Raw genomic sequence first — 19,843 nt, forward strand, 5'->3', positions numbered from 1 at the left:
TCCGCGCCGTTTGCCCCGCCTGACACCGGGGAAGGTGAGTCAGGATGGGCCGGGCGGCTGGAGATCTCGTCCAAGAACCGTTACAGAATTCCTGGTATGTCGTTGTCGTCGGTATCCGAGAAGGCGTTTTCCTTCTCTTCGAGGTATTCCGCCCAAGCGGTGGCGCCCCAAATCTCTGCTCGAGAACCAGCACCGATCACGGCAAGCTCCCGATCCAGTCCGGCATATGCACGAAGCGCCGCCGGGATGGTGACGCGGCCTTGCTTATCCGGCATTTCGTCTGAGGCTCCAGACAGGAAAACTCGAATGTAATCACGGGCCTGTCGGGACGAGATTGGCGCGTCCCGCATTTGCTCGTGCACACGTTCGAACTCGCGCTGGCTGAAAACGTAGATGCATCGTTCTTGACCCCTGGTGAAAACAAGCCCGTTGCCAAGTTCATCTCTGAATTTGGCTGGAAGGATCAAGCGACCCTTCTCATCAAGACGCGGCGAATGAGTTCCAAGGAACACATCACCACCTCCTATACACCATTACCCTCTTATCTGCTCCACTTTACTCCACAATGCCCCACCGTCAACGCGACATTGCCCTTTTATTCCCGTGTGTCGTGTGCGTAGAGCGAATTTTTTCCCGAGATCTCAAGGTTTTTGCCGACTGGGAGGAAAGTGGAGGGATTTTTTGGCAGATTTTGCACTGGAAGGTCACAGAAAGCCAGAATCGCCAGCGAAGCAGGAGAATCCGGGCCCCGAGGCGCGCAAATCAACCAAGCTAACTTGGTAGTGGAGGCGCCTGGGTGCGCGCCCCATACACCGGAAGCTTCCGCAGAATTGACGGTGCGGGCTGAGTCCAGAAATAGCCGTGACCCCGGAATTTACTCCGGGGCCACGGCGATCTGGTGCGAATCCTAGTTGCGCGCGGATCCCTTTTCCCAGCCAACAACAGTCCAACCGCGCAAGGCAAAGAGTTCCGGACCCCAGTTAGCTAAGCCCTTCTTGACTGCGAAGATATTTGGCCCGTTGTAAACCGGAAGAATTGCGTACAGTTTGGAGAATTCCTTTTCCACTTCATTCGCAGCAGCCATTCGCGCCTCCTTGTCCGCGATGGCTGGAACTTGCTTGATTAGCTCGTCGATCTGAGCTGTGCCAGCACCGGTGGCGTTGCCAGGGTTTTGCGAATTGAACAACTGAGCTAGGCCGGATGTTGCATCCGCGCCCACGCCATTTCCTGAATAAGCCGTGCTGAACTTCTTTTGCCCCATGTAATCAGCGAAGGCCGCGACCGGTTGGGAGTCAATTGCTACCTCGACCCCGATGGCTTTCATCTGAGCTTGAAAGCTCTGGGTGAAGGCCGCAATTGTCGTGTCGTCACCAAAGTAGGTTGCTGCAGTGCTCAATTTCTGGCCATCTTTTTCGCGAATACCATCGGTTGAAACTTTCCAGCCCGCATCGTCAAGAACCTTTTTTGCGCCTTCAACATCAAAGCTGAATGCTGCGTTGTCTGAATAGTTTGGATCAAAGGGCATGAGTATCCAGCTATTTGGCGCTTTTCCGTCCAGTTCAAGCCGTTGAAGATGATCTTGGTCAGCTTCTCTCGATCAGTTGCCATAAACATTGCCCGGCGAACATTCACATCAGTGAGTGTCCCTTTAGCGGTGTTTAACACCATGCCAAAGACTGCGGTCTTCTGTCCGCGGCGGATTTCCGTGCCTGTGACGTTTTCTACCTGCTTATAACGGCCAAGTGTTGTTGCCGGAGTCACGTCAATTTCGCCGTTTTTGAAAGCTGGGATTGTTGCATTAGCTTCCATCCCCCGAACCGTTATTTTGCTGAGCACCGGCTTCGCGCCCCACCACTTTTCGTTAGGCACGAAGGCTGCGGTTTTGGTCGTGTTATCTAAGGCATCGAGCTTGAACGGCCCCATCCGCCAACCAGGCTTCAGATCGTTGACGAAGCCATTGTTAAAAACTTGCGGATCTACATCTGACTTTGGATGCATGAATCCTGAAGCGCCGTTTCCGATGCTAAATAGATCGGTATACGGCTCATAAATCGACTTCATCTTCACCAAGACTTCGCGGTCGTCTTTGCCCGCAGTCACTGATTCAATCAGATCGTAGCCCTGTGTTGAGGGCACATCGAAGTTCGTATTTGATCCGTTGAGCGCTTGCCACTGATTCGCAAAGGTCTTCACATCAATCGGCGTGCCGTCGTTCCAGACTGCTTTGGGATTGAGCGTATAGGTAATGGTTTGCTGGCCGTCTTTTATCTCCTCCTTGACGTCCGTGCAGTAATCCTTATTCAAGACCGGTGTGCCGTCGAGCGTTAATTTGTAACAGCCGGTGTTGTCAATTGGCTGCAACGTCTGACTCACGCCGTCGGAAAACCCGGAACTTGTGCCGAAGTTGAAGTTTGGACCGAAGTCACCCACCGCGAAAGTGAAGCTACCGCCTTGTTCCAGTTTGTCGATCGGTTGCGGATTGTTGGCAGCCAATTTGGCAGTATCCGCATCCGAGGTTGCCGACGCCGGCCCAGATGAGTTATTTCCTCCGCAGCCTGCCAGAAGCAAAACTAGTCCAAGCGCTGCCGCACCAGCGGCTAGGTGACGTCTTATCATCGGGTAAATCCTTTCGTCATTTTGCTGTCCTCACGGGCATATCTCGCAGAATTTAACACAGCAATCCCCGGAGAACCTGGCAGGCGAAAGGTGCCTGGTTTAGCGCTTACCAAACGCAAAATGCCCCGGCATCATCACCGGGGCATTTTGCGAAATATTAGGCTGTACGGCTACTTCACCGTGAAGTCAGTTATTTATTCAACAGTTCATTCGCCTCTGCGACGTTCGTCCCAGCGGTCTTCTAGCGAGCTCATAAAGCCAGTCTTGCTACGCCCGACCTTTGCGCCATCGTCCGATGCCGGGGTCTTAGCGGTTCCGCGCCGAATTGTTGCCACATACACACCGACACCCATCACCAGGAATCCTAGAACTCCGACAATGATTTGCTGAATGGTTACACCAAAGAGCAATACCAAGATGCCAACAATGCTGATCAAGACGCCAAGAATGATGTGTCGAGTTGAAAGCGTTCGGGCACGATCATCACCCAAGGCACTTGCAAACTTCGGATCAGTCGCGTGCAATTGCTGCTCCAACTGATCGAGCAACCTCTGTTCGTGCTCCGACAGGGGCATCACGACCTCCTTAAGGCCAATGCCATCTCCATGACCAACCGTTGACTGTGAGTTACACACACTCAACGAATTATGCCCTGGTTCTGGTTCCCAGTGTTGACGGCAACTTCAGCGATGGGCTGCTGCCCAGACACTTTTAGTCGTCGTCTTAACTTTAAGAATAGGCTTCTTGGCCCAGAACCGAAAGCCGGAGAGAGCCAAAGAGCTCAGTCGTTACTCATCGGTAAGTTTTTCGGGCCGTTTTGCAGCGTCATTCGCTCGTTTAAGTAGCCTTGCCGGAAGTATCTGATCTGCACCGAAACGCGCGCCTAGCGCATCAATAACCACCTCCGCACTTCGCCAGTTATCTTCGCTGCGTTCCAAGCTCAATTGCACGGCAACTTGGCCGGCAAGTTCCAAGCCTTCGCCACGCAAGCCGATCAATCGAACCGCCATTGGACGCTTACCCAAGGCTTGAAAGAGCTTCAACCCTTCCTGATACAAAAGCTGCGCGCTATTGACCGGCACCGAAAGCGTTCTTGATCGAGTAATCACGGAGAAGTCCTCAAAACGAATCTTGATTGCCACGGTTCGAGCCAGATAGCCAGCAGATCGCAGCCGCTGCCCCGTCCGGTGTGCCAACCTCAGCAATTCTCGATGCAAAATCTCATCGTCTCGAGTATCTTCTGCGAAAGTTTCCTCTGATCCGATGCTTTTGTCGATCCGCACCGGAGTAACTGCTCTGGGGTCGATTCCCCAAGACAGTCGATAGACGTGATCGCCCGTTGCACCTAGCACTCTTCGCAACATATGCACCGGTGTGTTGGCAATTTGAGCCACCGTGTGGATACCCATATCTGCTAAAACTTTTCGAGTTTTCGCGCCCACTCCCCACAATGCTTGCGCAGGCAAGGTGTGCAGGAATGCGACCGTATCTTCGTGGGGAATCAGCAATAAGCCATCCGGTTTGCTCTGGGTAGAGGCAATTTTGGCGACAAACTTTGTTGAAGCGATCCCGACCGAAGCGGTAATGCCCAGCTCGTTGCGCACGCGAGTTCGGATAAGGCGAGCAATTTCCAGAGCTGAGCCGAGCCGCCGACGCGAGCCAGCAACATCGAGAAACGCCTCATCGACGCTGAGCGGCTCTACTTTGTCTGTGATTGATTCGAAAATCTGCATCAAGACTTTAGACACTTCGTAATAGCGGGAGTGCTTAGGCTCGCAAATTACTGCCTGCGGGCAAAGTCTCATAGCAGCCGCCATCGGCATCGCAGAACGCACACCAAAGGCACGCGCCTCATATGAGGCGGAAAGAACCACCGAGCGACCCTGCGGGAAGCCGACGATAACCGGTTGACCAACTAGCTCTGGGCGTTCAAGCAACTCGACAGCTACAAAAAACGCATCCATATCCACATGAAGGATGGTGCATTCTGAGTAGCCGCTAGCCACCTCACCACCGGGTCCCTGAGTCGGTCCAGAATTAGTGCTGACCATAACTAAAGCCATAATAGTTGGGGGCACCGACAGTTAGACTGGCAAGCATGACTGAACGCCAAGCCTTTACCAAGGTCGCCATCGCCGGAGCCGGGGTACTATTTGCCCTAGCAGCTATAACAGCATGCACTGACGCCAACCCCAAGCCCAGCGAATCGACAGGTTCGGCTTCCGCTTCATCATCAGAAAAGCCCACTAGCAGCACTTCGAGCGTTAGTACCCCGCCCACTTCATCGCCGTCGGCGCAGGCCACCTCAACTGTTGGTAATTTGGTCGCCGGTTTCCCTAGCACCTTGCTGCCGTTACTCCCCGGCGCACAAGTGAAACAAAGTGCTTTCGACAAGACTAAAGAGCCTGCCGGCGCCTCCTTGGTAGGCGCTACGACGTCGTCAGCTACTGACATTGTTGCCTTCTACACCAAGGCCTTCGGCGATCAAGGTTTTAGCTTGCTGCCAGGAGAAGACGTGGGAGCAGTGGTGAGTAAAGACTTTGTGCGCAATAACGGCCAAGAAACCATCAACCTTTCGGTGACTACCGATGCTGGCACTAGCACCTTTACCTTGGGCGCAAACGTAGCGCAGGCCTCACTGAAGTGACAACGCAACCTCATAGCTCGGTGCAAGACGACTACACGCAGGCTCTTGGTCTGGAACTTCAAGAATTTCTCGCCGTTAAACGAAACGAGCTTGCCGAGATTTCTGTTGATGCCCCGGCGCTCATCGATACAATTTCTGGGCTAGTCACTGGCGGTAAAAGAATGCGCGCTCTACTGTGCTACTGGGGCTGGCGAGGAGCCGGTGGCAACCCTGAAACCAGCAGCCCTATCACCACCGCTGGCGCGGCCCTAGAACTTTTCCAAGCGGCAGCTCTCATTCACGATGACATCATTGACCGTTCAGATATACGTCGTGGGGCGCCAAGCGTTCATCGGCAATTTAGCCAATTGCACCAACGGCAGCGCTGGGCTCTCGACCCGGAGCGATTCGGGCACGCTGCAGCGATCCTTGCCGGGGACCTCTGCCTTTCCTTCAGCGAGGAAGTCTTTTCATCGATTAACGTACCGGCGCCACAAAAGGCTCGCTCCGTCTTTAACACCATGCGCGCCGAGGTGATGGCTGGGCAATATCTGGACATTCTGGAGGAGGTCGCTGGCCCATCACGGGGGCCGGAAAACGCTGTGGAACGCGCTCAGTCAATTATTCGCTACAAGTCGGCAAAATACTCCAGCGAACATCCACTAGTACTAGGCGGAGCACTAGCCGGCGCAGACGCAAATCTGCTAAGCGGATATTCTGCCTTTGCCTTGCCGCTAGGCGAAGCCTTCCAACTACGCGATGACATGCTCGGCGTCTTTGGCGATCCGGCGACTACGGGCAAGCCAGCTGGCGACGATCTGCGCGAAGGTAAACGTACCGTTTTGATCGGGTACACCTTGCGTTTAGCAGACTCGGATCAGGCCGACTTTGTCGATCAACGACTGGGCATCCCCGATCTAGGCGAAGCCGATATTGAGCAAATTCGGTCCATCATGGTTGGCTGCGGAGCAGTTGCCGCTACCGAAGACTTAATTGGCCGCTACAGTGACACGGCATTCGAAGCTCTAGATTCGCTGCCAATCGACGAAAACACCATGCTTGCTCTACGATCGATGGCTCAGGCGGCAGTCCAACGAAGCGCCTAGCGGGCCTCTACGGGTTCCCGCCTGCGGGAGAATTTGCGAGTTGCGCTACCAAGCCAAAGCTTGCGCGCGACGCCGGATCTCAGTTTTGCGTCCAGCATGCAACGCATCGATGGGACGGCCGGGCAAGGTCTCATCGGCGGTAAAAAGCCAGACGATTGCTTCTTCATCCGAGTATCCAGCGTCCAAAAGCACGGCAAAGGTGCCCTTCAGGCTGTCAACTACCCGGTCTCCGGCCAAAAATTCTGCCGGTACCGACCTAATTTTGCGCTCTCCAATGCGTATTGCCAGCAGCGCGCGCTCATCAAGAAGCGCGTGCACTTTAGTGATCGAGACATCAAGGATCTCTGCGACGTCCGGTAAAGGTAGCCAGGCTTCCACCATGGATTCCGCACTGGACGCCGGTTGATCAGTGTTTTTCGACTCTGGGTTTTCAGCAATTCTCACCTGATAATGGTGCCATATTTTTGGCTTCGCTTCAGCCAGAACTAGGAAACTAAAGCGGCAAAACACTACTAAAAAGTCGACTAGCACAGATTTCGACACGCCGGAAATCAAAATACTAATTTTCTAAGCCCACTTGTGATAATCGAAAATTCGTGTAAATTCACAATAGTCACATAGGAAACACAGTTAACTCTGGCCACTTTAGCCACTGACGATGAGGATCGACCATGACATCCCCCCCCCAGCCCAATTCCAAGGCTGCCAAGCAGGCAAAGCAGCTTGCCGTCGTCAGCACGGCCGCGCTTCCGGTCATCATGCTTTCTTCGCTAGCGCTCGCTCAGCCAGCGAATGCGGCCCCCACCAGCACTCCGCAATCCGCGGGCACGCTTAATGCCGCGGTCAAAAATGCGGTAGCTAAAGTCTTAGCAAATCGGCCTGCTGGATCTTTTATCCCGGCAGGAAACGTAGCCGCCAGTCTGCCCAATCTGAAGACAGCGACTACGCCATCGGCAATCAAGCCAGCAGCGCCGTCGTCGAGCACTTATACCGTGCGCGCTGGCGACACGATTAGCTCGATCGCTGCCCGCAATGGCCTAAACGTCAATGACGTGCTGAGCCTCAATAGCCTGGGCCAAACCAGCCTGATCTTTCCTGGCCAGCAAATCAAGCTAACCGGCGTCGCTGCCGCTGCTGCGCCGGCGGCCGGCCCGAGTGCACCGGCGAGCGGCACTGCCTCCTACACGGTTCGCGCCGGCGATACTGTCAGTGCGATCGCCGCCAAAAACGGCCTCAAACTCAACGATGTCTTGCGGCTCAACGGCCTAGGCATGACGAGCATTATCCGACCGGGACAGGTACTTCAGCTTGGTGGCAATGCCGCACCAGCCGCGCCTGCACCAGTAGCCAGCACGCCAGCGCCAGCAGCGCCGAGCGCCCCGGCACCCAGCGGCGGTTACAAGATCAAATCTGGCGACACGCTCAGCTCAATTGCCGCGCGCAATAACGTCAGCTTGAACGACTTGCTCCAAGCGAACGGGCTCTCCATGAGCAGCGTGATCTACGCCGGAAAAACGCTCAGCATTCCCTGCGCGGTAACTCCGGCGAGTAACGTCACTCCGGCTGCACCTGCCTCAGGCCCGAGCACCTTTGGCAACTACACCTACCCTGAAGCCGTAGTTTCACAAGCGAACGCTAACCGCGCCGCATTGGCCGCTGCCCCGTTGCCAAGTCAGGCCGAGATGAAACAGCTCATCGCAGCTACCGCAGCCCAAATGGGTGTGGATCCTTCCCTGGCACTTGCCTTCGCCTTCCAAGAATCAGGGTTCCAGGCCCAGGTAGTGTCGCCGGCGAATGCTATTGGCGCCATGCAGGTCATCCCGCAGTCAGGGCAATGGGCCTCCGAGATGGTCGGACGTCATTTGAACCTCCTCAACCCGCAAGACAATGTGGTTGCAGGCATTGCCATCATCCGCGCGTTAGTACGTACCTCCCCCTCGGTAGAAACTGCAATCGCTGGCTATTACCAAGGTCAGACTTCGGTCAAGCTCTACGGCATGTACTCGGATACCAAGGACTATGTTGCGGCAGTACTTTCGCACCAAAACAACTTTCGCTGAGTAGCTAATCTGCTTGCTTAGGTAACGAAAAGCTCCCGATTCCGTGTTGGATTCGGGAGCTTTTCGCATCAGCATCTAGGATCGAAGGGTGCAAGATAAGGTTCAAGAGCCGTTGGTTGGCACACTCGTCGACCAGCGGTATCAAGTGTTGAGCAAGGTAGCGCGTGGCGGGATGGCCACGGTGTACCTTGCCACTGACCTGCGCCTGGACCGAGAAGTGGCGCTCAAAGTGCTGCATCCGCGTCTGAGCATGGACGATTCGTTCCTCGACCGATTGGGGCGCGAAGCGAAGGCTGCTGCCCGGTTGTCGCACCCGCACGTGGTTGGCGTACTGGACCAAGGTGAAGAGCTACGCGACGGTCACCAGCTGGCCTATCTGGTGATGGAATACATTCCGGGCCACACTTTGCGTGATGTTCTCAACGACCACGGTGCCTTGTCGCCGCGACTTGCCTTGGCCTATCTCGACGCCGTGGTTGAAGGATTAGCCGCAGCACACCGTGCAGGCTTAGTGCACCGTGACGTCAAGCCCGAAAATGTACTGATTGCCGACGACGGTCGAATCAAGGTGGGCGACTTTGGCTTAGCCCGAGCGGTTACCACCTCGACCAGTACCGGAACCCTGATCGGTACCGTGGCTTACCTCTCCCCCGAGCTAGTTATGGGTAAGCCTTCCGATGCGCGCAGCGATATTTATGCCGCCGGAATTATGCTTTTCGAGCTGCTCACCGGTGAGCAGCCATTCCGTGGTGAGGTGCCAATTCAGGTCGCCTATCAACACGTGAATTCCGTGGTGCCGCCGCCCTCCAGCGTGCTACCCGGCCTGGCCCCAGACCTGGACGAACTTGTTCGCTGGTGCACGGAATCTGATCCAGAAGATCGCCCGCACGATGCAAATGCATTACTTGGTGAACTCCGGCATATTCGAACCTCCCTGACCGACGCCCAACTTGATTTCAGCGGTGATCCGAACCGCACCGCGGCAGTCCCTGCGCCGCCGTCGTTCCCGCCGAGTTCTGCCGGACTCACCGAAGCTCTCAGTAGCGCCGCTCAGCCCACCGAGATTTTCACCGGGCCGCCGGCGCCGCAAGCAACGACAATCATGGACCGGCAGGTCAATCCGACCACCATGATGGAACGCCCAGCTCCGCTGACAGTGGATACGGAAGACGCGCCACGAATTAGTGCCCGAGCGGCGAAAAGCGCGCAGAAAAAGTCCGATAAGGCAGCAGCCCGCGAGGCAGCTCGCAATGCTTCTACGCCAGTGACTACTTTGCGAAAAGGCAACTCGCGGCGCAAAGGCATGATCTGGCTGGTACTAGTGCTGATCTTGATTTTGCTGGGCGCAACAGCTGGCTGGTTCTTTGGCTTAGGCCCGGGCGCCTTGGCTACGGTGCCCGATTTAAAAGATAAGACAGTCGCCGAAGCCCAAGCTGAATTGAGCAAGCTGGGCTTCAATTCGACGACGCAAGCCATCGATGATGAGACGATCGTCCAAGATCATGTGGTATCCAGCCAACCCGCAGCACAGAGCCAGCAGCGAAAGTTCCTCTCGGTAGTGTTGCTGGTCTCGCATGGGCCGACGCTTTACGCAGTCCCGGCAATGGTTGGTGGCAGCCTTGACGCAGCCAAATCTGCACTTAACTCGGCGCATATGGCCCTTGGCGCCGTGACCCAGCAATACGAAGAACAGATTCCTGCCGGTCAAGTACTGAGTCAAGATCCGGCGGCCAATGTGCAGAAACGGGCTGCCACACCCATCAACCTCTTGGTGTCGCAGGGGCCCAAACCGCTACCGGTGCCAGCCGTCGTCGGGCAGACTCAGGAGGCCGCGGTTAAGGCACTCACCGACGCTGGTCTCACGCCCGTGGTGGCAACCGATCAGGTCAATGACGCCAAGGTTTCAGCTGGCTCCATCGTTTCGCAAGATCCCGCCACCGGAACGCTTAGCAAGGGTGGCAAAGTAAATCTGGTGGTATCCAAAGGGCCGAAGATGGTTAATGTACCCAGCTTTATCGGTAAGCAGGTGGATCAGGCCGTTGAAGAACTTAAACGCCTGAATCTGCCGTACAAAATCAACGAAATCCTAGGCGGATTCTTTGGCACCGTGAGAGCTCAGGACCCAGTGAACGTATCGGTCCCTGAGGGCACCACGATCAACCTCACCGTCGTCTAATTCCCCGTTTCAGATAGCAAGACGTCTTTGCGATAGCAAGGAAACCATCGTTCTTGCTATCGCAAAGGCGTCTTGCTATCTCAGCTGAGTTTTGACGCCGGCGGCGCGCAGTTTCGTTGCAAGCCGTCTGGGGTCGTTCGCCGTTTCCCAGGTCCAGCGAACCACGGTAAGGCCCAACGCCCGCAGTCTGTCTTCGCGTTCCTTCTCCGCGATGACCACTTCACTCGGATCGCGGCCACGAAGATACTCTGGGTTTCGATACTTCACTCTGCCGTCGAGCTCTCCCGCTACGCCGAATTCCTGCCAATCGAAATCCGTATACCAAATCAGGCCATCCGTGTCGTCGAACCTTTTTTGCAGCGTAGGTGTAGGTAGCCCGGCCAGATGCATGTTGGCGCGGCTAATTGATTCGCCAACAGATCCAGATTCAGCCACCGCTAGATCCACAACGGCAAGCTCTCTTCGCATTTTGGTTTTGCTCGGCAATTTCAAAATCGCTTCGATGACCTGCGGCGCTAACACCGGATGAGAAAACTGCTCCGCGGCCAAGGGCTCAATGTTCAATAATCTGTCCATAGCCGCGAGCGCCGAGGGAAATTGTTGTCGCAAAGCCAATTCGACCGCAGTCTGGATCTTGCCCGTGACGGCTAAGCCATCGATTTCCCACGGTCCCGGTTCGATCGTCGGAAATATTCGACGTCGAGCCAATCCTGCTGAACGTTGCCCGCTACCCGGCGAAATGTTTATCTGGACGTGTTCAGGCAGCGCCGCAACCGGAAGTCCCCAGAGAATAGCCGCAGATTCTCCGCTACAAATCGGTGCGCAATGTTTCGCCGATGCGTTGACGGCATGCATTTTGAGCCGGTGTTTTTCTCCGCTGTCCAAAGTGACCCAGGTTTCCGCCTCGACGTACTTCGCATACCGCAGTCGGTGCAAAGTTCCGGTTTTGGCGGCACCGAGCAATCGGCGGGCACGGCCTTCAGCCAAGGGATCATCTGACGGACTGATCAGCAGCTTACGAAGGTCATCCATGGGAAAACTATTGAGCTTCAACCGGGAGAGCGCCAGCTAAACGTCGGAGCCTGTGGATAAAACAAGATAGCCAGACAGCTTTGCGTTAGCAAGAACGTCTGTCTTCTCGCTAACGCAAAGCTGTCTGGCTATCTGAAACGGGTTTAGCGCTGGGCTAGGGCTCCTGAAACCAGGAACGCCATTTCTAGCGACTGCATGTGGTTCAGGCGCGGGTCGCACACTGATTCGTATCGAGTCAGGAAGGCTTCCTGATCGATCGGATCAGCGCCACCAAGGCACTCGGCTACATCGTCACCGGTCATTTCGACGTGCAAGCCACCGGGGAAGGTGCCCAAGGCTTGGTGCACTTCGAAGAAGCCACGCACCTCGTCCATTACGTCGTCGAAATTGCGAGTCTTGTAACCATTAGGTGAGGTCACCGTGTTGCCGTGCATCGGATCGGTCACCCAAAGCACCTGCGCACCAGAGTCAGTAACCTTCTGCACCAAGGCGGGCAGCTTCTCACGAATGTTTTTCGCGCCCATCCGAGTGATGAAGGTGATCCGACCCGGTTCCCGGTTTGGATCCAATTTGTCGATCAAGCGCAGCGCATCGTCGCCGGAGGTGCTTGGGCCAAGTTTGACGCCGATCGGGTTGCGCACCTGAGAAAGGTAATCCACGTGCGCAGCATCGAGCTGCCGGGTCCGCTCGCCAATCCAGAGGAAGTGTCCACTTGTGGCATACGGCGTCCCGGTCCGCGAATCGATACGAGTCAGCGAACGCTCGTAATCCAGCAGCAGCGCCTCGTGGCTGGCAAAGAACTCAGTGCGCTTGAGCGCCTCAAAGTCTGAGCCGCAGGCTTCCATAAACCGGATTGCCCGGTCGATCTCCCCCGCCAATGATTCGTAGCGTGCGTGCGCCGGATTCTGCGTGAAGCCCTTGTTCCAGTGATGCACTAATCGGAGGTCGGCAAAACCACCCTGAGTGAAGGCTCGAATTAAGTTCAAGGTCGACGCCGAGGTATGGTAGGCGCGCACCAGCCGCTGTGCGTCGTGGCCGCGTGATTCGGGCGTGAATTCGTAATCGTTGACCATATCGCCGCGGTATGCCGGCAAAGTCACGCCGTCGCGCGTTTCGTCGTTCGAGGACCGTGGCTTAGCAAACTGGCCAGCCATCCGACCCATCTTGATCACGGGCAATGACGCGCCATAGGTCAACACAACCGCCATCTGCAGGATGGTTTTGACGCGAGCACTGATTTTATCTGCCGTGGCACCATCGAAGGTTTCAGCACAGTCGCCGCCTTGCAACAGAAATGCCTTGCCCTGCGCTGCGGCGGCAAGCCGGTCACGCAGAATATCAACTTCACCAGCAAAAACCAGCGGCGGCAGCGAGGAAAGCTCTTTGATCGAAGACTGATAGACCGCTTCATCTTGCCATGTCGGCTGCTGGGAAATCGGCAGCGAGCGCCAGGCATCCAAGCCCGGGTAGTTCGCGGCGCCGGCTTGGCCAAGCCGGACAGCAGAGTCGTCAAGGGTCATGAAGGGTGAATTCGTCTGATCTTGCACCCGTTAAGACTAGTTGTTCGGAGGCTACAGTGGGTGGCCGGTGCATAACCTATCAGGCGATCTTCGTCACACAGCGGGCGGTGGCTCCGATTTGCCCTTGCGCGCAGCCTGCCGTTCCTTGACCGTGCCAGCATAAATATCAACGTACTCTTGGCCAGAAAGCCGCATTAGTTCGTACATGATCTCGTCGGTAACACTCCGCTGAACGAAGCGGTCGTCTTCGAGCCCTTCGTACCTGCTGAAGTCCAATGGTTCACCAAAGATCATGCCAATGCGACGAATATTAGGTAGCTTGCGGCCAATCGGTTGCACTTTGTCAGTTCCGATCATGGCAACCGGGATAACTCGGACACCAGAACTGAGAACGAGCTTCGCTACGCCGACCTTGCCCCGATAGAGCTTGCCATCTGGGCTGCGCGTACCTTCTGGATAGATGCCCAGTAGGCCACCGTTTTCCAGTACCTCAGTTCCGGAGCTGAGCGAATTAGCCGACGCCGTGCCGCCGGATCGGTCCATCGGCAGTTGGTTCGTGAGTCGAAAAAACAAAGCGGTCAGCTTACCTTTGATCCCTTTGCCCGTGAAGTAATCGGATTTCGCCAAAAACACCACTGGACGAGGCACCATGAGCGGCATAAAAATCGAGTCAGAAAAGGACAGATGATTACTTGCCAAAATTGCTGGACCGTCACCTGGAATGTTGTCTAGCCCTTTGACCCAAGGCCGAAAGAGTAACTTGAGCAACGGACCGAGAAAAATCCGTTTCATCACCCAATAAAACACGCTGTTCGCCTTTGTTCGGCCTGAGAACGCTTTGAGTACGGCAGATCGCTCCGAACTCGCGGCAAAGCTTTCTGCCAGCCTACTCTAATGAGATAACCTGCTCAGTGGGAGAACCTAGACGAAATTCCAGTCGATTCGGCCGGTGGTGACGAACTAGGACGACAAGCCAGATGGAGGCAACCACAATGGCCTTGCATGATCCAATGACGTCGCCGGGACACGGCGATTTGGCGCGCATCGGCGTCGTAGTTTCGCATGGCTTCTCCGGTTCGCCCGAAAGCGTCCGGCCTTGGGCAGAACATTTCGCTGCCCAAGGTTTCGCGGTCAGAATGCCATTGCTACCCGGGCACGGTACTAGCTGGCAAGAAATGTCTCGAACACCCTGGCAACGCTGGTACTCGGAAGTGGAACGGGCCTATTTTGAACTGGCCAGCACTTGTGAGCAAGTTTTTGTTGCTGGACTTTCGATGGGCGGCGCGCTTGCGCTACGAATCGCAGAGCATCATCCAGTGGCGGGCCTTGCCTTGGTCAATCCGGCGCTGGCTGTGGTGGACCCCCGAGCCAAGCTCGCTGGCCTGATGCAATATGTGCTCAAATCGACGCCGGCAATTGGCAATGACATTTTGAAGCCTGGCGCGGAGGAATACGCCTACGACCGAACGCCAGTTGCCTCGGTAGCTCAACTGATGAAGCTCATCAAGGACACCAGCGGAAATCTAGCGAAAGTTACCGCGCCGATCACAGTTTTTCACTCAACCGTGGATCACATTGTTGCGGCGTCCTCGGTGGCCCGGATTCAGGCCGGAGTTTCCAGTAAAGACGTGCACATTCTGAAATTGTCCAACAGCTATCACGTAGCCACTTTGGATAATGACGCCCCCGAAATATTTACCCGTTCAAGCGATTTCTTCAAGGAGCTGGCCGGTGTCCACAACTCCTGAGCGCCGAGAAGGCCCCAGCGAAGACGAAGTATTGGAAGACCTCGTTTCCCGCCTCAAGGAAAATTCCGACGACGCGTTGCTGAACTCGGATTCCGACTTCAGCCGCTTCGATCCGCTTAATGTCAGTCAGCGCAATGATCCACCTCCCGCAGCAATGCCGGCGCGCGGACCGCGCGACTACAGCCCGCCAGAAGAACCCGAAGAAGACTTCGTGCCAGCTGAACCGGAGTCGCTATCTTCGGTGGAGCCAGCAATTGCCCTGGGTTGGATTGGCGCGGCCGGTGCGCCGATCGCACTTTTGCTCTCAGCAATGTTCTGGCGCAGCCTGCCTTCGGTAGTGATAATCGCGCTGGTATTGGTTTTCTTGGTCAGCGCTGGTTACCTGGTCTACCGCTTACCCGGGCATCGAGATCACGACGACGACGGAGCTAAACTCTAGCTGCCCGACGCCGACCGAGAGAGGTCAGCTGCTCCTATCAAGCCTGCGCTGGGCCCGAGCTCGGCAAGGGCAATTGCGGCGGCTGGCCGGAATCCGCGACCAGTCAGGTTCCGCCCGAAGGCTCGTCTAGCTGGTTCAAGCAGCAACTCCCCGGCCTCGCACAGTCCGCCACCAATCACGAACATGCCTGGATCGAGCGCAGCGGCCAAATTAGCCATCCCCAGACCTAACCAGCTGCCAACATCTTCGATGAGTTCAATCGAAGCAGCGTCACCGGCGCGCGCTAGGTCGGTAATGATCGCGCCGGTGATCAGATCTGCATCGCCATCTACTGCGCGCAAGATCTCCTGGGCAACCGGAGAATTAGCCCGTGCCAGCTCTCGAGCTTCACGGCCTAAAGCATTTCCCGAAGCGTATTGTTCCCAACAGCCGCGATTGCCACATTCACAACGATACCCACCCGGCATGATGATTTGATGGCCGAATTCACCGGCCACACCAAAGCGCCCTCGTTCAATTCGGCCGTCCATCACCATGGCACCGCCTATTCCGGTGCCAAGCGTGATGCAAACTAGCCGGGACTCATCCCGCCCCGAGCCGAACCGCCACTCAGCCCAGGCAGCGGCGTCGGCGTCGTTCGTGAGTCGAACCGGGCGGCATAAAAGTCGTTCCAAGTTTTCTCTGAGCGGCTCGTTACGCCAGGCCAAATGCGGGCTAAACAACACGGTTCCGCCGCTAAGATCCATCCAGCCAGCGGCGCCGATGCCGACCGAAGCAATTTCATGACGCTGGCCAAGATCGCGAACCAACTCCACAATCGTCTCTTCAACGGCCCGCGGGTCGCTGCCGGGGGTACTGCATCGTCGTTCTTCTAACACCACACCGTGCTCATCGACGACGCCAGCCGCGACTTTGGTTCCGCCAATATCTATGCCAATTGCCAGTGTTGAAGGCACGTCAAAGCTTGCGGACAGCTCGGGATCGGCAGGGTTAGATACCGATTCGGCTACGGATGCCCGGTCAAGGGGCGAATTATTGCTGCTCATCAGGCATCATTCTAGAAGAAGCTGCTGTTGGAACCTACCTGGTTGTAGGCGCGTTGGTTGGGGAGAGACTCTATGGCAGACTAATGTTACTGACCAGTAGCTTTTTGATGCAGAATCGAAGAGCTGCTTGGTTCAGCCGAAGATATCGAGGGAGCTATCGTGCAGGAAATTTCTGTCCCACCGGTCGTCGTGATTCCAGAAACGACCAATTGCACCGACTTTGTTGAGCGCCAGGCGCAAGACCCCGCAAACCGAGCACTTTTCGCGGTTCTTGGCGACAACGGTCAGTGGCAAGATATTCGGGCCACTGAATTCCGCGCTGACGTGATTGCCTTGGCCAAAGGGCTCATCGCCCTCGGCGTGCAGCCGGGCGACAAAGTAGGCATCATGTCCCGGACTCGGTACGAATGGACCCTGGTCGATTTTGCTATTTGGTATGCTGGCGCGGTCTCGGTACCCGTCTATGAGACTTCCGCCCCGAGCCAAATCGCCTGGAATCTTTCCGACTCAGAGGCGATAGCAATCTTCGCCGAGTCTGAGCAGCACGTAGCCAGCATTCGGCAAGCAATCGCTTCCGAAGGGCTAGAAGCGGTCAAACATCTCTGGCAAATCACCGGCAACGGACTCGATGAGCTCCGAAATGCTGGCCAAGAAGTTAACGACGCCGACGTCGAAGCCCGCCGCACCTCCGCTGGCCTGCGTGACTTGGCCACCATCATTTACACCTCGGGAACCACTGGCCGACCCAAGGGTGTTGAGCTCACACACGGCAACTTTGTTGAGCTCGCCGACAACGCCATGGGCGTCTTAGGCCGTTCTGTTGTCACTGACGATGCGCAGACCATTATGTTCTTGCCACTCGCTCACGTATTCGGCCGCTATATCTCGATTATGAACATCGCTGGCGGCGCCAGGGTGGCGCATACCCCAGATATCAAAAACCTGTTGGCCGATTTCCAAAGCTTTCACCCAACCTACATTTTGGCCGTGCCCAGAGTGTTTGAAAAGGTGTATAATTCGGCGGTACTCAAAGCTGAGCCTGAAGGCAAAGGCAAGATCTTTGCTCAGGCGGCCGACGTCGCTATTGCCTACTCTCGGGCCAAGCAAGAAGGCAAAATCCCCTTCATGCTCAACCTGAAACACACCGTCTTCGACAAGCTTGTCTATAACAAATTGCGCGCGGCAATGGGCGGGCAACTAACCTACGCCGTTTCCGGTGGCGGTCCACTGGGCGAACGGTTAGGTCACTTCTTCTACGGCGTTGGCGTAATGGTTCTAGAGGGTTACGGTCTGACCGAGACCACAGCACCGGTCACGGTGAATCAACCAGATCAAATCAAAATCGGCACGGTTGGCCGACCGCTGCCCGGCAACTCCGTAAAGATTGCCGACGACGGCGAGGTGCTGGTCAAGGGTGTTTGTCTGACTCGCGGGTATCACGGTCGCGACGACCTGACGCAAGAATCATTCAGCGGAGAATGGTTCCGAACGGGCGACATCGGCGCGCTTGATGACGAAGGCTTCTTGCGAATCACTGGTCGCAAAAAGGAAATCATCATTACCGCTGGTGGCAAAAATGTGGCGCCGGCTCAGCTGGAAAATCAAATTCGATCTGACGCTTTGGTCTCGCAATGCGTGGTTGTTGGCGAAGGCAAACCGTTTATCGCGGCACTAGTTACTTTGGATGAGGAAGCTTTGCCACAGTGGGCCAGCCAGCACGGACTGAGCCAGCAAATAACACCGGAGCAAGCCAGCACCGATCCAATTGTGTTGGCCGCGGCGCAGAAGACCGTCGATCACGCCAACGAATCCGTATCGCATGCCGAAGCAATCAAGGCATTCCGGATTGTTCCGACCGACTTCTCGGAGGCTTCCGGCCACCTCACGCCATCGCTGAAAATCAAACGAGCCCAGGTGCTCAAAGATTTCTCGAACGTGGTCGAGGAGATTTACTCAGCACCCAAGCCAGCGTAAATAGTTCGGCTGATACATGAGGAGGGGCGCCAACATATGTTGGCGCCCCTCCTCATGTATCAGTTCTTAGCGACTGAATAAGTTTTAGAGACCTTGCAGATCGTCGACCACCAGGGCGGCGAGTTCGAAGACTGCGTCCCGGGTAGCTGGTTTGAGCCTGTCTAGGCTCACCCGGCTACCCTAGGCTAGATTCCGGTCATAAGGCAACCGGACAACGGACTTTGCCCTGGAGCGAAAATGTCCTTCGATTTCCTCAATGTTCACCAGCGTTCCTTCACCAGCGGGCATATTGACCACTACGATGGCGCGGGCGACTAAATCATGCCGACCGTGCGCTTCGAGCCAAGACAGCGTCTCAGAGGCCAATCGAGCCTCATCGACGCTGCCACCGGAGACCAAAACCACGGTATCGGCCTTCTCTAAAAGTGCCCTTCATGACTGAGTGCACCATTCCGGTGCCAGAGTCTGTGAACACAACGGAGTAATACCGGCTCAGAATATCGGTCACAGCCCGATAGTCCGAGTCGTCAAAAGCTTGGGCTATCGCCGGATCAGTATCCGATGCAAGAACGTCGAGTCGTTATCCGTCTCTTGCCACGTAAGCAGCTAGTTGCGAAAAGCTCGTGACATCGAAACGGTTTTTTACCAAATGCCTGGCGGTGAAATCCGCCCGGCCCGGTGAACGGTCCGAGAGGGTGCCACGATCCGGATTCGCATCCATGGCGATGACGCGGTCCTCGCGCATATCCGCAAGCGCCATGCCCAGCAATGTGGTCACCGTAGTTTTTCCCACGCCGCCCTTGCGGGAAAGCACTGGCACATATCGAGTCCGCTGCCCCAGCCGCATCGAAATTCGGTGCGCACGCGCACGCTGCAACCGAACTTTATCCGAATCGCCAACGTTGATGTAGCCGAAGGAGGCACTGTAAAGCACCCGTCGCCAGCCCGAGACCGGAGGCGTCTCCCGCGTCGTCAGCAATCGGTCTGAGGTTAGCGCAGCGGCTGGCTCAGGACCATCCTCACGTTCGCGCCGTGCGCTCGGCCGCGGCGCGTCTTCCGAGGCAACTAACTTCTGGCTGTTAGAGACGCCAGAAGGCTGCCACGTTGACGTTTCATCGAAAGCTGGCTGTTCTGCCGCGGGCTCAGCCACCAGGGGCTCGGAAACCGACGTCGTAGTTTCTGCTGCTATTTCTGCATCAGCCTCGACCTCTGCGGCACCTTCTGGATCAGCCGAGTTTGATGCCTCAGCACCAGGTTGAGCCGCAATAACCGGCCCAACCTTCGTCATCACTCCGGTGCTCGTCGGATCACCTGCAGCATCACTGCTCAGGTCTCTGTGCGACTGCGGATCGGTTTCCACCTTGTCCTGCGGCATTTCGTTCTCTTTTCTCTGCATGCTGTTCGTTCCCCAGCATGAAACATGCATGAATCAGCATTCACCCTAACGCACAGAAGGTTCATAGGGCCAAACGCAGGACAGCACTCAGCGGCCGAGGCATG

Annotated in this window: 19 protein-coding genes and 1 pseudogene; 7 read left to right on the forward strand and 13 right to left on the reverse strand. The window is 56.1% G+C overall.

Features of this window, described 5'->3' with window-relative positions:
• Positions 1-80 precede the first annotated feature (80 nt).
• The 6 genes and pseudogenes from mraZ to RSAL33209_RS18800 all read right to left on the reverse strand — a co-directional run bounded on the left by mraZ (position 81) and on the right by RSAL33209_RS18800 (position 4,959).
• Positions 81-512: a division/cell wall cluster transcriptional repressor MraZ gene (gene mraZ / locus RSAL33209_RS11085; protein WP_012245889.1), complete on the reverse strand. Its 432-nt coding sequence runs from the start codon at positions 510-512 to the stop codon at positions 81-83.
• Between the two features lie 395 nt (positions 513-907).
• Positions 908-1,525 (reverse strand): ABC transporter substrate-binding protein, encoded by a 618-nt coding sequence (locus tag RSAL33209_RS19295; protein WP_080503813.1) that lies wholly within the window; start codon positions 1,523-1,525, stop codon positions 908-910.
• Positions 1,526-1,569: 44 nt separating this feature from the next.
• Positions 1,570-2,616 (reverse strand): annotated as a pseudogene (locus RSAL33209_RS19300) (ABC transporter substrate-binding protein); the annotation flags it as partial.
• A gap of 206 nt (positions 2,617-2,822) precedes the next feature.
• The gene (locus tag RSAL33209_RS11095; RefSeq protein WP_041684715.1) at positions 2,823-3,191 is read right to left on the reverse strand and encodes a DUF3040 domain-containing protein; all 369 of its coding nucleotides are present in this window, start codon (positions 3,189-3,191) and stop codon (positions 2,823-2,825) included.
• 213 nt (positions 3,192-3,404) lie between these two features.
• Positions 3,405-4,667, reverse strand: a complete 1,263-nt coding sequence (dinB, locus tag RSAL33209_RS11100; protein ID WP_114597735.1) for a DNA polymerase IV — start codon at positions 4,665-4,667, stop codon at positions 3,405-3,407.
• On the reverse strand, positions 4,654-4,959 hold the full coding sequence (locus RSAL33209_RS18800) for a hypothetical protein (RefSeq protein WP_233494186.1): 306 nt from the start codon (positions 4,957-4,959) through the stop codon (positions 4,654-4,656). Before RSAL33209_RS18800 ends, dinB begins: the two co-directional genes overlap by 14 nt.
• 1 nt (position 4,960) lies before the next feature.
• On the opposite strand from RSAL33209_RS18800, the gene RSAL33209_RS18805 reads away from it, so the two are divergent.
• Together RSAL33209_RS18805 and RSAL33209_RS11110 are read left to right on the forward strand one after the other, a co-directional pair.
• The gene (locus RSAL33209_RS18805; protein ID WP_233496557.1) at positions 4,961-5,263 is read left to right on the forward strand and encodes a hypothetical protein; all 303 of its coding nucleotides are present in this window, start codon (positions 4,961-4,963) and stop codon (positions 5,261-5,263) included.
• Positions 5,260-6,348 (forward strand): polyprenyl synthetase family protein, encoded by a 1,089-nt coding sequence (locus RSAL33209_RS11110; protein ID WP_012245895.1) that lies wholly within the window; start codon positions 5,260-5,262, stop codon positions 6,346-6,348. The genes RSAL33209_RS18805 and RSAL33209_RS11110 overlap by 4 nt, the downstream gene beginning before the upstream one ends.
• Positions 6,349-6,393: 45 nt before the next feature.
• Here RSAL33209_RS11110 and RSAL33209_RS11115 read toward each other — a convergent pair whose 3' ends face one another.
• Positions 6,394-6,729 carry an Rv2175c family DNA-binding protein gene (locus tag RSAL33209_RS11115; protein WP_041685642.1) on the reverse strand — a complete coding sequence of 112 codons (336 nt, stop codon included), beginning with the start codon at positions 6,727-6,729 and terminating at the stop codon, positions 6,394-6,396.
• 290 nt (positions 6,730-7,019) lie between these two features.
• On the opposite strand from RSAL33209_RS11115, the gene RSAL33209_RS11120 reads away from it, so the two are divergent.
• Together RSAL33209_RS11120 and RSAL33209_RS11125 are read left to right on the forward strand one after the other, a co-directional pair.
• Positions 7,020-8,408 (forward strand): LysM peptidoglycan-binding domain-containing protein, encoded by a 1,389-nt coding sequence (locus RSAL33209_RS11120; protein ID WP_012245897.1) that lies wholly within the window; start codon positions 7,020-7,022, stop codon positions 8,406-8,408.
• Positions 8,409-8,496: 88 nt separating this feature from the next.
• On the forward strand, positions 8,497-10,584 hold the full coding sequence (locus tag RSAL33209_RS11125; RefSeq protein ID WP_012245898.1) for a Stk1 family PASTA domain-containing Ser/Thr kinase: 2,088 nt from the start codon (positions 8,497-8,499) through the stop codon (positions 10,582-10,584).
• A 75-nt stretch (positions 10,585-10,659) separates the two neighbouring features.
• Here the strand turns inward: RSAL33209_RS11125 and RSAL33209_RS16360 are convergent, their stop codons facing one another.
• From RSAL33209_RS16360 to RSAL33209_RS11140, 3 genes are all read right to left on the reverse strand, one after another.
• A complete protein-coding gene (locus tag RSAL33209_RS16360; RefSeq protein ID WP_049758970.1) occupies positions 10,660-11,616 on the reverse strand; it encodes a hypothetical protein in 957 nt (318 codons plus the stop codon).
• Between the two features lie 143 nt (positions 11,617-11,759).
• Entirely contained in the window at positions 11,760-13,136 is a 1,377-nt protein-coding gene (locus RSAL33209_RS11135) for a class II 3-deoxy-7-phosphoheptulonate synthase (RefSeq protein WP_041684716.1), read from the reverse strand.
• A gap of 93 nt (positions 13,137-13,229) precedes the next feature.
• Positions 13,230-13,943: a lysophospholipid acyltransferase family protein gene (locus tag RSAL33209_RS11140; RefSeq protein WP_012245901.1), complete on the reverse strand. Its 714-nt coding sequence runs from the start codon at positions 13,941-13,943 to the stop codon at positions 13,230-13,232.
• A 185-nt stretch (positions 13,944-14,128) separates the two neighbouring features.
• Here RSAL33209_RS11140 and RSAL33209_RS11145 point away from each other — a divergent pair, with 185 nt between their 5' ends.
• Both RSAL33209_RS11145 and RSAL33209_RS11150 read left to right on the forward strand, forming a co-directional pair.
• Positions 14,129-14,884 carry an alpha/beta hydrolase gene (locus tag RSAL33209_RS11145; RefSeq protein ID WP_114597736.1) on the forward strand — a complete coding sequence of 252 codons (756 nt, stop codon included), beginning with the start codon at positions 14,129-14,131 and terminating at the stop codon, positions 14,882-14,884.
• On the forward strand, positions 14,868-15,323 hold the full coding sequence (locus RSAL33209_RS11150; RefSeq protein WP_041684717.1) for a hypothetical protein: 456 nt from the start codon (positions 14,868-14,870) through the stop codon (positions 15,321-15,323). Before RSAL33209_RS11145 ends, RSAL33209_RS11150 begins: the two co-directional genes overlap by 17 nt.
• On the opposite strand, the gene RSAL33209_RS11155 is transcribed toward RSAL33209_RS11150, so the two are convergent.
• Positions 15,320-16,369, reverse strand: coding sequence for an ROK family glucokinase (locus RSAL33209_RS11155; RefSeq protein WP_012245904.1), 1,050 nt, complete (start codon positions 16,367-16,369; stop codon positions 15,320-15,322). The two genes, RSAL33209_RS11150 and RSAL33209_RS11155, sit on opposite strands and share 4 nt — an antisense overlap.
• 159 nt (positions 16,370-16,528) lie before the next feature.
• On the opposite strand from RSAL33209_RS11155, the gene RSAL33209_RS11160 reads away from it, so the two are divergent.
• Positions 16,529-18,343 carry an AMP-dependent synthetase/ligase gene (locus tag RSAL33209_RS11160; protein ID WP_012245905.1) on the forward strand — a complete coding sequence of 605 codons (1,815 nt, stop codon included), beginning with the start codon at positions 16,529-16,531 and terminating at the stop codon, positions 18,341-18,343.
• 180 nt (positions 18,344-18,523) lie between these two features.
• Here RSAL33209_RS11160 and RSAL33209_RS18810 read toward each other — a convergent pair whose 3' ends face one another.
• On the reverse strand, positions 18,524-18,748 hold the full coding sequence (locus tag RSAL33209_RS18810) for a hypothetical protein (RefSeq protein WP_012245906.1): 225 nt from the start codon (positions 18,746-18,748) through the stop codon (positions 18,524-18,526).
• A gap of 175 nt (positions 18,749-18,923) precedes the next feature.
• Positions 18,924-19,718 (reverse strand): nucleotide-binding protein, encoded by a 795-nt coding sequence (locus RSAL33209_RS18815; protein ID WP_233494188.1) that lies wholly within the window; start codon positions 19,716-19,718, stop codon positions 18,924-18,926.
• Positions 19,719-19,843 lie beyond the last annotated feature (125 nt).

It is taken from the genome of Renibacterium salmoninarum ATCC 33209, assembly GCF_000018885.1.
In the GTDB taxonomy this organism is placed as follows: domain Bacteria; phylum Actinomycetota; class Actinomycetes; order Actinomycetales; family Micrococcaceae; genus Renibacterium; species Renibacterium salmoninarum.